Origin of the sequence: Enterococcus sp. DIV0358 (assembly GCF_051713465.1) — a bacterium.
In the GTDB taxonomy this organism is placed as follows: Bacteria; Bacillota; Bacilli; order Lactobacillales; family Enterococcaceae; genus Enterococcus; species Enterococcus faecalis.
Map to the genome: position 1 here is coordinate 2,068,381 of NZ_JBIOPX010000001.1, position 12,566 is coordinate 2,080,946.

Sequence of the window (12,566 nt, forward strand, 5' to 3'; positions counted from 1 at the left end):
TTTTCTAATCCTTTTATAACTTGACTCGAGTATAGCACCCCAGCTATTTAATTACTATGAATTTCTCAATCTGTAACTTAACTTTAATATTTGCTTAATAAGTTTAGCGTTCAACGCAGTAAAATTTTCACAAAAACTTCTACATTTCTTCTGGTGCATGTAACCCTAGTAAACGTAAATCTTCTTTTAAAACAGTAGCTACTGCATAAACTAACGCTAAGCGTGCCTCTTTTTGAGCATCTTCATCCAAAATCCGAACATGGGCATAATATTTATTGAACGCTTGTGCTAAATGAATGCTATGTTTCGCAATAACAGATGGTTCATATTTTTCAGCAGCTTGCATCACAGTTTCAGGGAATTTTTGTAACAACTTCACGACTTCCCAGCTGTCCTTGTCATTTAGTGCATAACGTTGTGTAGCGTCTGGTGTAAAGTTTGCTTTACGTAAAATACTCATCGCACGAGCATGCGTATATTGAACATATGGGCCAGTTTCACCTTCAAAACGAACAACTTCATCTAATACAAAATCGAAATTATTTAGACGATCATTTTTAAGGTCATGGAAAATAACTGCACCTACACCTACTTGTTTCGCCACTTCTTCACGATTTGCTAAGTCTGGATTTTTCTCGTTAATTTGATTTCCTGCTAAAATAACAGCTTCATTCAATACTTCTTCTAATAAAACGATTTTCCCTTTACGTGTGGATAATTTTTTACCGCCTTGAGTAATTAAACCAAACGGAATGTGTTCCATATCATCTGACCAGTCAAACCCTAGTTCTTTCAAGACTGCTTTTAATTGTTTGAAGTGATTGCTTTGTTCGTTGCCGACTACATAAAGTGATTTGGCAAAATCATACGTCCGTTTACGGTAAAGCGCAGCCGCTAAATCCCGTGTGATATATAACGTCGCACCATCTGATTTACGAATAAGTGCTGGATTTAAATTATATTCTGTCAAATCAACAATTTCTGCACCTTGATTTTCTGTTAATAAATGTTTTTCTTCTAATAAAGTAACAATTTCATCCATTTTATCATTATAAAAGGCTTCGCCATTGTATGAATCAAATTCAACTTCTAACATGGAATAGATTTTATCAAATTCTTTTAGAGACTCGCTACGGAACCATTTCCATAATTCATTGGCTTCTTGGTCTCCTTCTTCTAATTTTTTAAACCAAGCACGTGCTTCGTCTTCTAATTCTGGTTTTTCTTCTGCTTCTTCATGAAATTGCACATATAAGCGCAATAATTCATTAATTGGTTGTTGGCGAACTGCTTCTTCAGAACCCCATTTTTTATAAGCTACAATTAACTTACCAAACTGTGTACCCCAGTCACCTAAGTGGTTAATCCGAATTGGCTGATACCCAATTTTTTCTAAAATAAAGGCAATTGAATTCCCGATTACCGTAGAACGTAAGTGCCCCATAGAAATTGGTTTAGCAATGTTTGGTGAAGACATATCAATAGGAACATTGCCATTATTACCAAAGGTACTGTTTCCGTAGTTGTTTTTTTCTTTGACTACTTCGCCAATAACAGCTTGACTGACTGCTTCTTTATTCATGAAGAAGTTTAAATAAGGTCCCACCACTTCAATTTTTTCAAAATTCGTGCCATCAATTTTTTCTGCTAATTCTGCTGCAATTTGTTGAGGTGCTTTACGATAAATTTTAGCTAATGAAAAGGCTGGAAAAGCCACATCTCCATGATCGACAGATTTAGGATTTTCCAATAATTGTTCGATTTGATCCATCGTTAATTCTTCATTTAAAACATCATGTAACGCTTTTGCTACGATTTCTTTGTTGTTCATAAGAACCCTCCTGATTAATTTGTAAGTATTAAAAAAACAAAAACGTCTCTGACAAAACAAAATGATTTGTTTTGTCAGAGACGAGAATTTACCCGCGGTACCACTCTAATTGTCTATACTACTGGATAGACCTGCTTCATCGATAACGGTGATTGCCGTCTGCTTTCAGCAGAATTCTAAAAGTGCGCTTCCTCATTCCGATCACTCTTGGCTCCCACCTTCCCAAGATCGCTAAGCTGACGTTGAAATAAGTACTCTCTTTATCATCGAATGTCATTGTTAAACTGGCTTCATTATAGCAAATTTTTGTCTAGCTGGCTAGCCTTCTTCACTAATTGTCATAAAACTAACGCCAGGTTCTGCATTTAAGTTATACGAAGCAAAATGATTCTTTTCAGCTTCGATAAAAGCGGCAGCGCCAATCATCGCCGCGTTATCCCCACAAAGTTTTAATGGCGGAATAAGTAATGTTACTGTTGGCAATTGTTCACTGATTGCATGTCTCATTGCTTCTCGTAATCCTTGATTCGCAGCAACTCCCCCAGCAATTAGCAATTGCTTAACAGGATATTCTTGACAAGCACGAATGGTTTTAGTCACTAATACTTCTACCACACTCGCCTGAAAACTTGCGGCTAAATCCTTTGTAGACAGTACTTCACCACGTTGCTCTGCATTATGAACCGTGTTAATAAACGCACTTTTCAAACCACTAAAGCTAAAGTCATAGTTATCCTCTTTTAGCATCGCCCGTGGAAATTGGTAGGTATCTGTGCCTTCATGGGCCAAAGCATCAATCTCTTTGCCACTAGGATAAGGCAACCCTAACACACGTCCGACTTTATCATACGCTTCACCAGCTGCATCATCACGTGTTTCACCAACAATTTTGAAAGAGCCATCTTCTTTCATGTAGACCAATTCCGTATGTCCTCCACTAACGAGTAAGGCCATCAATGGAAATTCGAGCGGTGCCACAAAACGGGCAGCATAAATGTGCCCAGCCATATGATTGACTGGAATAAGTGGTAATTGGTGCGCCCAAGCAAATGCTTTTGCTGCAGAAAGTCCTATTAATAAAGCACCGACTAACCCAGGCCCATAGGTCACAGCAACGCCACTGAGTTCTTCTGGTGTGACTTTTGCTTCTGTTAATGCTTCTTCAATACAGATCGTCACTTGTTCAACATGATGACGACTCGCAACTTCCGGAACGACTCCGCCAAAACGTTGATGGCTCTTAATTTGCGAAGCTACGATATTGGAAAGAATTTTGTCGCCATCTTCAATGACAGCCACACTTGTTTCATCACAGCTACTTTCCACAGCTAATAATAATTTACGTTCTTTTGTAAAAATTGTCATTGGGCTTCCTTCCTTAATTTCGCACACATTACAAAGGCATTTTCTTGAGGTTCTTTATAATAATTTTTTCGAACAGCTACTTTCCGAAAACCTGTTTTCTCATAAAGTTTTTGAGCTAATGTATTCGATTCTCTGACCTCTAAGAAAATTTGTGTAATGTCACGACTTTTAACATATTCTTTAAAAGCTTTCATTAACTGACAACCAATTCCTTGGTGTTGTTTCTGACCATTCACAACAACGTGACTAATTTCTGCTTCATCTAAAATAAAATGATAGGCAATATAACCTAACCACTGGCCATTTTCAACTAAAAAAAGATATTCGCTATTTTCCTGAGCAAAATCTTCCGCGAATTGTGTTTCTGTCCAAGGGGAGCCAGTTGTATAAGAAGAATTACTAAAACGCCATAATTCTTCACCAATATTTGCTACAGATATTTCTTTTTTTGTTACTAACATTTTTTCTTCACTCTTCTTTTAAATCAATTATCATTTCTAGTGCGTCTTCATTATTTTCGTCATAATAGCCTTTTTTCACCGTCTGTGAGACAAAGCCAATTTTTCGATATAAACGTTGGGCTTTAACATTACTCATTCGTACTTCTAGCGATAAGGTTTCACAACGATTTTTCTTGGCAAAAATTCGCGTTTCTTCTATTAAAGAACGACCTAAACCTAAGCCTTGGTATGCTGTATGGACAGCGACATTCGTAATGTGTGCATCCGTTCCTTGAATCCGACAACCAATAAAGCCAACTGTTTTTCCGTTAATTGCCGCTAACAAATAGAGATGCGGCGCTTTTGAGCCAAGTTCTGCCATGAAAGCAGACATCGTCCAAGGAAGTTCCCCAGCGTAAACTTCACGTTCAATTGCTAGTAAATCCTTAATATCTTGGTAGGTGATTTCACGCAATTGAAATTCTTGCTGGTTCATTGCAATGGTTTTAGTTATATACCGTTGCCGTCTTTTTGTAAAGTATTTTGTCACAAAATTAAAGTTTTTCCACATAGCTTTCTCCATTAGGCGTGTGTGTCTTCAACCAATTTTCTTCCGCTTCTACTTTTTTCAAATACGCAGGTAAGAACCCATGAACATTTTCAACAGGTTCAGCCACACTACCTAACGCAGCCAAAACTGCGGCATTAGGAATTTGCCATTGCGGGACATCACAAATTTCCCCATGAGGAATGATTTGAGCTATTTCTTCAGTGAATTTTTCAACATCTTCACCAACAAAAAAAAGATTTGGTTCATTTTTTAGTTGTTCTAATAACTCCCGCAGGGAAATATGTTGGTCCGGTAACTCATTTTGCCACACGCCATCGACAAACCGATAAGCACCAGCATAGACGTTTTTACGACGCGCATCAAAAAGAGGCACAATTAAACCGGTTTGTCCAACACAATTGGCAGCTAACGTTTGTAGACTGGAAATGCCTACTAGCTCTTTCTTTAAAGTATAGGCCAATGTTTTGGCAGTCGTCACGCCTAAACGTAAGCCAGTGTATGATCCAGGTCCTTCTGCTACGACAAAACGATCAATTGCCGTTGGCGCCAAGTTCAATTGGCTCATCAAATAGTCAATTGCCGGCATTAATGTTAAGCTATGATTTCTTTTAACCGTTGCTGTATAACTTCCCAGAATTTTTTGATTTTCACACACAGCAATACTCAATGTTTGGTTAGATGTATCTATTGCTAAAATTCGCACACGAATCCCTTTCCTTCTACAATTTAGTCGCTTCATTGTAGCACACTTTCCTTTTTCTAAAAAGGGAAAACGAGGTTTCTTTTTACAGAAACCTCGTTTCGTTCATTTTCTCTTTTTATTTAATGGTTGCTTCTAAGTAATCAATTAATGGTTTACTGATATCTGTTGCAGAACCATTTTCTCCTGAATTTTCAACCATAATCATTGTTAAGAATTTATTGTTACTACGATCTAACGTTAGAAGGAAACTGTTTTCTTTGCCATCTGTATCTTGTTTATCTTTTATTTCAGCTGTTCCTGTTTTAGCAGCCAATGAGAAGTTCGGATTGTACATATTATAAACATAACCTGAAGGATCTTCCACACTACCTAAAAGATCTGTGGCAATTGTATTCGCTGCGTTGGCGCTGATTACATTGTCTTTTTTCTTCGTTTCTTTGTCTAAAACTAATTTTGGATAGACCAATGTTCCATTATTTTGGAAAACACTATACATGGTAGCTTGCTGGATTGGCGAAATTAACAATTGGCCTTGACCGTAGCCCGTATCTGCTAAAAGAATTTCAGAATTAAATTTATCTTCATTTGAAATTTGAGCAGGCGTCATGGCAATTGGTAAATCTAGTTCCTCACCGAAAATGAATTTATTAAGACCCGCTCTAAATTTGTCTTCCCCCATCCGTAATGTTTGTTGGGCAAAATAAATATTATCTGAATTAACTAAAGCGGTACGCAGATTGACTGGACTTGCTTCTTTTACACGTGTCGCAAAATAGCCGCCCCAAGATTTATCTTTTTGCCATTTCAAACCATTAATTTCTAGCTCTTCATCTGGCTTCAATGTCCCTGCATCTAAACCAATGGCACCGGTAATTGTTTTAAAGGTAGAGCCTGGTGCATAGCCTGTCGCAAAACGTGCTGTGAATGGTAAATCTTTGTTGTTATTGTAAGCATCATATTCTTTTTGAGAAATGCCATTGGCCATTTTATTAGGATCATACGAAGGTGAACTAACCGTTGCTAATAAATCGCCTTTTTGAGGATCGGTAATGACCGCACTACCAGGGCGTTTGTCAAATATAGCGAAGGCTTGTTGTTGTACGCCACTGTCAATCGTTAATTTAATCGTTTGACCATCTTTTTTCTCTTTGGTTTGTAAAGCTTTTTTGACATTCTCTTTGTCATCTAAAATAACTAGTGAGCCACCATCTTGCCCTCTTAATTCTTTATCAAACGCTCGTTCTAAGCCAGTTTTACCAATTACGCCCGTACTACTTAACTCTGGATTTTTTTCAATATCTTCTGCAGTAATGGTGCCCGTATACCCGATTAATTGCGCAGCTGCTTCCCCCAGCGGATAATAACGTGACTCTGTATCTTTTGTCGCAGCCCCTGTTGGTAATTCTGTCACTGGTTCAGAAGCGACTGTGATTGGTACAAAGGAGTCTGCTTGGACCCATCCTTGGCTTAACTTTTGATTGATTTCATCAACAGAAACGCCGAATTTATCACTAAAAGCTTTGATATTTGCTGTTTTTTCTGCGCCAGAACCGAGTTTGCCAGGCACTACGCCCACTTCGTCAAACACTTTGTTAATTGCTAGCCCACTACCATTACGATCGACAATTTCTCCACGTTTGGCATTATCTACTTGAATCGAAATTTTATCATTTCCTGACATATCTGGAAAAATTAAAGACGGCTTCCAAGCGATTTGGTAGGTATCGCCTTTTTTGGCGATACTTGATTGATAAGACAAATCTTTCATTTCGCCTAAAGGGGTACTCATCGATAATTTATAGGTAAATGTGTATTGATTGTCTTTCGCCTTTTTGACTTGAACATCACTAGCTTTGACTCCTTCTGCTTGAATCCCTGAATAAATTGCTTGGTATTTTTCAACAACAGATTTAGTATCATAGCCATTTTTCTTTAAGCTAGCTTCTTGAATAACGGACGGTAACTTATCAAATTCCTGTTTTGACAATACGTTTAAAAATGTAGTAGCTGTTTTCTTCGCTTCGGCTAATTCTTGTTTGGCTTGCCATTGACTATAAGCATAATACCCGCCACCGGCAGCAGCGATTAGAACCAAGGCAGAAACACCAAGAATAAGTGGTTTTTTTGAAGATTTTTTATTACGATTGCTTCGTTCCATTCAATAATCCCCTAACTATATAATATGCCTTTTCTTCTATTATACGTAACTTTTTTTAAAATGCTTGTGTTTCACCTATACTTTTTTTAATTTCTTAATAAAGTTTGATCAATTTTTTCCATTTCATCAGGCTTTCGTTGGATTTCTCTGCATTCATTGTGTGGTATACTAGCTGTAACAATTAGTTTTTTATTAGGAGGAATGAACATGGGACTTATTAAAGCAGCAACAAGTTCAGTTGGCGGTGGCTTGGCCGATCAATGGCTAGAGGTTATTGAACCTGATAATATGGGGGACACAACCGTCATGACAAAAGGTGTTTTTGTACGTAAAGATGATAAACGTGGTTCTAATCGTAAAGGAACGGACGATGTTTTAACAGATGGTTCTGTTGTACATGTCTATCCCAACATGATGATGCTTCTTGTCGATGGGGGCAAAATCATCGATTACACTGCTGAAGAAGGCTATTATACAGTCAAAAATGATTCTGCGCCTTCAATGTTTAACGGTTCTTTAAAAGATGCGATTGCAGAAACCTTCAGTCGTTTCAAATTTGGTGGCGTAACTCCACAAAAACAACAAGTTTTTTATATTAACTTGCAAGAAATTAAAGGCATTAAATTTGGAACACCTGCGCCATTAAACTATTTTGATAATTTTTATAATGCCGAACTTTTCTTACGTGCACACGGAAATTACTCAATTAAAATTACAGATCCTTTACTATTTTATACTAATGCGATTCCTAAAAACCAAACGCAAGTAGATATTAATGATATTAATGAACAATATTTGGCAGAGTTCATTACAGCATTGCAAGCAGCAATCAATCAAATGTCTGCTGATGGGCAACGTATTTCTTATGTTCCCTCAAAAAGTGTTGAATTAAGCAAATATATGCAAACTGCACTTGATGAGGATTGGCGCACCAATCGCGGCATGGAAATTGTTTCTGTAGCAGTTGCGAGCATTTCTTATACAGATGATTCAACAAAATTAATCAACATGCGAAATGAAGGAGCTATGCTCAGCGATCCAGGTGTTCGCGAAGGCTATGTTCAAGGTTCCTTGGCTCGTGGTATGGAGGCTGCTGGTAAAAATGAAGGTGGCGCTATGAGCGGCTTTATGGGCGTTGGTATGGGCATGAATGCGAATGGCAACTACTTTGCGCAAGCGTCTCAAACAAACCAACAACAAATGCAAGAAAAACAAAACCAGCAAAACGCACAAGGGTCTACAGACACTTGGACTTGCCCACAATGTGGGACTGAAAACACTGGGAAGTTTTGTTCAAACTGTGGTACACCAAAACCAACAAACGAGAAACCAAAATTAGAAATGAAATGTAGTGAATGTAGCGAAATTGTTGACTTAAGTAATGGTATTCCTAAGTTCTGTCCACATTGTGGTAAACCATTCCAAGGGGTTCCTTTATAAGCAAGTAGTGAACAATTAAAGAAAAGGGTCAGGCACAAGTCTACCCTTTTTCTTTGAATCAGATTCCTGTTATTTACTCACTCTATTAGAAAGGACGGTTGCAATGGAAACAACATTTACCCATAAATGCCCCAACTGTGGCGGCCCGCTCTTATTTAATCCCAAAGATCAAAAATTTCATTGTGAATATTGTTTAAATATTTACACGGAAGAAGAAGTGACTCGTTATGAGCAACAGCAACATGAGGCGCATTTAGAGAATCCCTCAACAACGACTGCCGAGGAAAATTTGACTTTCACGGCGGAAGAAGAATCCTCCGCTACGCAACAAACAGAGACCACTGAGAATGAAGCAGCTGCAGATGCAGGCACAATGGAAATTTTTAATTGTCCAAGCTGTGGCGCTCAAATTGTCACCGATGCAACAACGGCTGCCACATACTGTTATTATTGCCATAATCCTGTTGTCTTGGCTGGTCGATTAAGTGGCGAATTTTTACCAGAAAACGTCTTACCCTTTACAATTGAAAAAGACGAAGCGATTGAAAAATTTCTCGCTTGGACCAAGAAAAAATGGTTCATTCCCCGAGATTTTTTCAGCAAAAATCAAATCGATAAATTAACTGGGGTTTACTTCCCCTATTGGGTCGTTGATGCAGAAGTCGATGGACAACTCCAAGCTACTGGCACAAGTATTCGCATTTGGCGCGTAGGTGATATTGAATACACCGAAACAAAACGTTTCAATGTGGGACGTTCAGGAAAATTATCGTTTAAAGAATTAGTTAAAAATGCCTTGTCAAAAAACGTCCAACAAAAAATGGTGGAAGGCGTTCAACCATTTTTAATTGATCAAGCAGTGCCTTTCAAAAGCCAATACCTAGCAGGTTTTCAAGCAGAAAAACGCGATATTGAATATGAAGCAATCAAAAAACACGTCCAACAAGAATTACAAGATTATTCGGAATCATTGTTACGGGACTCTGCTTCTGGTTATACTACGTTGACAAATGTTCGCACGGATATTTCTCTAGACCAAGAAAATAATCACTATATGCTTTTGCCAATTTGGTTAGTCACCTATCGCAGTCAGGAACAATCAAAAAAAGTTTATTATTATGCCATGAATGGACAAACAGGTAAAGTAAGCGGTGTGCTTCCAATTAGTTACACTCGTTTAGGACTAGCAACGTTAGGCATTTTCGCTGGACTCTTAGCACTCTTTTTATTAGGAGGTTATTTCCTATGAAAAAACGACTTTTACCTATTTTTTTCCTAATACTTCTTTCCTTTGGCCTTGCCCTACCTGTTTCGGCGGCTGAAAATTCAATTGATGATGGTGCACAATTACTGACACCTGATCAAATCAACCAACTAAAACAAGAGATACAACCTTTAGAAGAAAAGACCAAAGCCTCTGTCTTTATTGTGACCACAAATAATAATACTTATGGTGATGAACAAGACTATGCAGATCATTATCTTTTAAATAAAGTTGGTAAGGATCAAAATGCGATTCTTTTTCTCATTGATATGGACTTACGGAAAGTCTACATCTCTACTTCTGGAAACATGATTGATTATATGACGGATGCACGAATTGATGATACCTTAGATAAAGTAATGGATGGAATGAGTCAAGGAAATTATTTTGCGGCTGCTCAAACCTTTGTTCAGGAAACTCAAGCATTTGTTGATAAAGGGGTTCCTGGGGGTCACTATCGTGTGGACAGCGAAACAGGTAAAATCACTCGTTATAAAGTCATTACCCCGCTGGAAATGGTAATTGCTTTTGCTGCTGCGCTGATACTCAGCTTGGTCTTCTTAGGCATCAATATTTCTAAATATCAATTAAAATTTTCAAGTTATCAATATCCTTTTAGGGAAAAAACAACGTTAAACTTAACCTCCCGCACAGATCAGTTAACCAACTCTTTCATCACTACTCGTCGTATTCCTAAAAACAATGGTGGCAGTGGCGGAATGGGCGGTGGTGGTAGCACCACCCACTCAACTGGCGGCGGTACATTCGGTGGCGGCGGTCGAAGTTTTTAGATTTTTTATCTTTTTTAATTATTTCATAAAAATAATGGTGTTATTTTTATGGAATAATGATAAAATAAGTATACTGTGGTGTGTTATTTTTACACAGGACGGTATACTTATTTTCATTTAAACTAAGTGATTTGTAGTCCAAAGTTATTTAATTGGGGATTGTTTTCAACTATTTAGTAAGCGCTACAAATCATTAACTAAACTATGGGAGGTAAAGTGAAAATGAAAAAATTTTCTATGTTAGGATTAGTTTTAATTAGTACTCTGATTTTAGGTGCATGTGGTTCTGGAACAAACAACACTAATAAAACTAAAAAAACTTCAAGTACTGCTACCGCAACAACTGAAACAAAAGCTAAAGAAGATAAAGGGACTTATAAAGATCGAACATTGACTGTTCCTGATGGTGTATTAAAAATCACCGAATTCCAAAAAGGTACAAGTTTCGATGGTAAACCAATCTTTTATGTACTATTTGATTTGACTAATAACACTAAGGAAGCACAAGATGTACAAATGTTATACTCTAGCTTTGTTAGCGTATCACAAAATACCGGCGATACAACAGAAGATTTAACTTATGGAATTGTTAATGATTCTCCGATTAAAGATAGAATTGACATGTTAAATAAAAAAGTTAATCCTGGCGCAACTGTCCAAGCAGCATACCCTTATGAATTTGCTGATGAAACAAAACCTGTAACTTTTACTTTCAGAGACAGTATGTTCAGCATGGGAGATCCTATCGCTGTTGAAGAAATTACAATTAAATAGTCTGTAAGCAAGTAGGCACTTAGTTCTACTTGCTTTTTTGGTTTGTTCTTCATAGAGTTGAATGGTAAAATTAATTTATCTTAACCAAAAGGAGTCATCCCATGAAAAATATGTGCGAACTGTGTGATCTAAATCCTGGTAAAATCATCACCTTTGATAATCACGGTATCTGTAAACATTGTGCAGAACATTTAGAGTTAAAACCAAAAGAAATTAAAGATCGAACAATGGAAAGTATTATAAAACGTCAAGAAGAAATTATAAAAAAGGATCAAGCAATGCAAGCAAAGGGAAATTTATGTTATCTTTGCGAAGAGGAAACTGGCAAGTACTTTACGAGTGATTTTTATCGCGTAGGAAAAAGCTGTTTAAAAAAACTTAAAGTATCCACTTGGTCCGTTGATAAAAAAAGTTTAGCTGATTTACAACAAATGCAAAAGTTAATAAACAAGCAGTCTGAAATCGCAAAAGCAAATGAAAAAAATGCTGAAGTTTATGGAAATCTATGTGCTCTTTGTCAGGATAATAAAGGAAAATATTTAACTTCAGATAATTACCAAATCTGTAAGAAATGTGCAGGTCAACTCGGTGTCCAAGGACAAGGATATACCCAAACTTGGACATTGACGGATTTAAGAAATGTCCAAGAAGACAACCGGCTATTCAATCCTACAACAACTATTGCTGGCTCGATTGAATTCGATGAACCTGAAAAAAAATTCCGACTGGTTGGTTCATCAAAAATTTTGCCCGTAAGCATTATCGCTGATTACAAAATTTTAGAGAAAAAAAATACCCATTTCACAGAAGAAAACGTACCTTATGATCGCGTTAGTAGTGTCTATATTTTGATTAATCTAGATGATTTGCAACGTCCAACCATCACTATTTCCTTTTTAAAGACACTTAGTGAGCAAACTACTGAATTTGATCGTCAATTAGCGATCGATAGAGCCCGTTTCAACGCCGAACGAGCCCTTTCATCATTAGACACTATTGTTCGTCGAATAAAAGAAAAAGAAATACCAACTCCTATAAAGAGTGATAAAAACCAACCGATTGAAGCAAAGCTATTTGATTCACAAAAAAACTCACCTAGCGCTATTGAAGACGTAATGGCTGAGTTAAGAAATTTAAAACTGTTAGTTGATGAAGGAATTCTAACAGAAGAAGAATTTCAACAAAAGAAACGGCAATTGCTTCAATTAGATTAATAAAAAAATCCTGAA

Annotated in this window: 11 protein-coding genes and 1 other annotated feature; of the genes, 5 read left to right on the top strand and 6 right to left on the bottom strand. The window is 37.1% G+C overall.

The features are described 5' to 3' along the window. Nucleotides 1–139: 139 nt before the first annotated feature. The 6 genes from argS to pbp4 all read right to left on the bottom strand — a co-directional run bounded on the left by argS (nucleotide 140) and on the right by pbp4 (nucleotide 7,068). On the bottom strand, nucleotides 140–1,831 hold the full coding sequence (gene argS, locus IGK70_RS09965; RefSeq protein WP_071981546.1) for an arginine--tRNA ligase: 1,692 nt from the start codon (nucleotides 1,829–1,831) through the stop codon (nucleotides 140–142). 73 nt (nucleotides 1,832–1,904) lie between these two features. After that, nucleotides 1,905–2,107: a binding site (T-box leader), on the bottom strand. Between the two features lie 42 nt (nucleotides 2,108–2,149). Next, nucleotides 2,150–3,196, bottom strand: a complete 1,047-nt coding sequence (gene tsaD, locus IGK70_RS09970) for a tRNA (adenosine(37)-N6)-threonylcarbamoyltransferase complex transferase subunit TsaD (protein WP_071981547.1) — start codon at nucleotides 3,194–3,196, stop codon at nucleotides 2,150–2,152. Then, nucleotides 3,193–3,657 (bottom strand): ribosomal protein S18-alanine N-acetyltransferase, encoded by a 465-nt coding sequence (rimI, locus tag IGK70_RS09975; protein ID WP_002359702.1) that lies wholly within the window; start codon nucleotides 3,655–3,657, stop codon nucleotides 3,193–3,195. The genes tsaD and rimI (IGK70_RS09975) overlap by 4 nt, the downstream gene beginning before the upstream one ends. Nucleotides 3,658–3,664: 7 nt before the next feature. After that, nucleotides 3,665–4,219 carry a ribosomal protein S18-alanine N-acetyltransferase gene (gene rimI, locus IGK70_RS09980; RefSeq protein WP_002387121.1) on the bottom strand — a complete coding sequence of 185 codons (555 nt, stop codon included), beginning with the start codon at nucleotides 4,217–4,219 and terminating at the stop codon, nucleotides 3,665–3,667. After that, nucleotides 4,191–4,910 (bottom strand): tRNA (adenosine(37)-N6)-threonylcarbamoyltransferase complex dimerization subunit type 1 TsaB, encoded by a 720-nt coding sequence (gene tsaB / locus IGK70_RS09985; protein ID WP_010717684.1) that lies wholly within the window; start codon nucleotides 4,908–4,910, stop codon nucleotides 4,191–4,193. Before tsaB ends, rimI (IGK70_RS09980) begins: the two co-directional genes overlap by 29 nt. A 115-nt stretch (nucleotides 4,911–5,025) precedes the next feature. Beyond that, a complete protein-coding gene (gene pbp4 / locus IGK70_RS09990; protein WP_071981548.1) occupies nucleotides 5,026–7,068 on the bottom strand; it encodes a penicillin-binding protein PBP4(5) in 2,043 nt (680 codons plus the stop codon). A 207-nt stretch (nucleotides 7,069–7,275) separates the two neighbouring features. On the opposite strand from pbp4, the gene IGK70_RS09995 reads away from it, so the two are divergent. The 5 genes from IGK70_RS09995 to IGK70_RS10015 all read left to right on the top strand — a co-directional run bounded on the left by IGK70_RS09995 (nucleotide 7,276) and on the right by IGK70_RS10015 (nucleotide 12,551). Continuing rightward, nucleotides 7,276–8,508 (top strand): SPFH domain-containing protein, encoded by a 1,233-nt coding sequence (locus IGK70_RS09995; protein ID WP_002381543.1) that lies wholly within the window; start codon nucleotides 7,276–7,278, stop codon nucleotides 8,506–8,508. Between the two features lie 103 nt (nucleotides 8,509–8,611). Next, nucleotides 8,612–9,757: a hypothetical protein gene (locus tag IGK70_RS10000; protein ID WP_010776016.1), complete on the top strand. Its 1,146-nt coding sequence runs from the start codon at nucleotides 8,612–8,614 to the stop codon at nucleotides 9,755–9,757. Continuing rightward, nucleotides 9,754–10,563, top strand: a complete 810-nt coding sequence (locus IGK70_RS10005; RefSeq protein WP_002381542.1) for a TPM domain-containing protein — start codon at nucleotides 9,754–9,756, stop codon at nucleotides 10,561–10,563. Before IGK70_RS10000 ends, IGK70_RS10005 begins: the two co-directional genes overlap by 4 nt. A gap of 222 nt (nucleotides 10,564–10,785) precedes the next feature. Further along, on the top strand, nucleotides 10,786–11,337 hold the full coding sequence (locus IGK70_RS10010; RefSeq protein ID WP_010783600.1) for a DUF5067 domain-containing protein: 552 nt from the start codon (nucleotides 10,786–10,788) through the stop codon (nucleotides 11,335–11,337). Between the two features lie 101 nt (nucleotides 11,338–11,438). Then, nucleotides 11,439–12,551 carry an SHOCT domain-containing protein gene (locus tag IGK70_RS10015; protein ID WP_071981549.1) on the top strand — a complete coding sequence of 371 codons (1,113 nt, stop codon included), beginning with the start codon at nucleotides 11,439–11,441 and terminating at the stop codon, nucleotides 12,549–12,551. The last annotated feature ends 15 nt before the right edge of the window (nucleotides 12,552–12,566 follow it).

What these genes read in the sequence shown, in the direction of transcription:
- argS (WP_071981546.1), bottom strand. Translation starts at nt 1,831, where the DNA reads ATGAACAACAAAGAAATCGTAGCAAAAGCGTTACATGATGTTTTAAAT.
- tsaD (WP_071981547.1), bottom strand. Translation starts at nt 3,196, where the DNA reads ATGACAATTTTTACAAAAGAACGTAAATTATTATTAGCTGTGGAAAGT.
- rimI (WP_002359702.1), bottom strand. Translation starts at nt 3,657, where the DNA reads ATGTTAGTAACAAAAAAAGAAATATCTGTAGCAAATATTGGTGAAGAA.
- rimI (WP_002387121.1), bottom strand. Translation starts at nt 4,219, where the DNA reads ATGGAGAAAGCTATGTGGAAAAACTTTAATTTTGTGACAAAATACTTT.
- pbp4 (WP_071981548.1), bottom strand. Translation starts at nt 7,068, where the DNA reads ATGGAACGAAGCAATCGTAATAAAAAATCTTCAAAAAAACCACTTATT.
- IGK70_RS09995 (WP_002381543.1), top strand. Translation starts at nt 7,276, where the DNA reads ATGGGACTTATTAAAGCAGCAACAAGTTCAGTTGGCGGTGGCTTGGCC.
- IGK70_RS10000 (WP_010776016.1), top strand. Translation starts at nt 8,612, where the DNA reads ATGGAAACAACATTTACCCATAAATGCCCCAACTGTGGCGGCCCGCTC.
- IGK70_RS10005 (WP_002381542.1), top strand. Translation starts at nt 9,754, where the DNA reads ATGAAAAAACGACTTTTACCTATTTTTTTCCTAATACTTCTTTCCTTT.
- IGK70_RS10010 (WP_010783600.1), top strand. Translation starts at nt 10,786, where the DNA reads ATGAAAAAATTTTCTATGTTAGGATTAGTTTTAATTAGTACTCTGATT.
- IGK70_RS10015 (WP_071981549.1), top strand. Translation starts at nt 11,439, where the DNA reads ATGAAAAATATGTGCGAACTGTGTGATCTAAATCCTGGTAAAATCATC.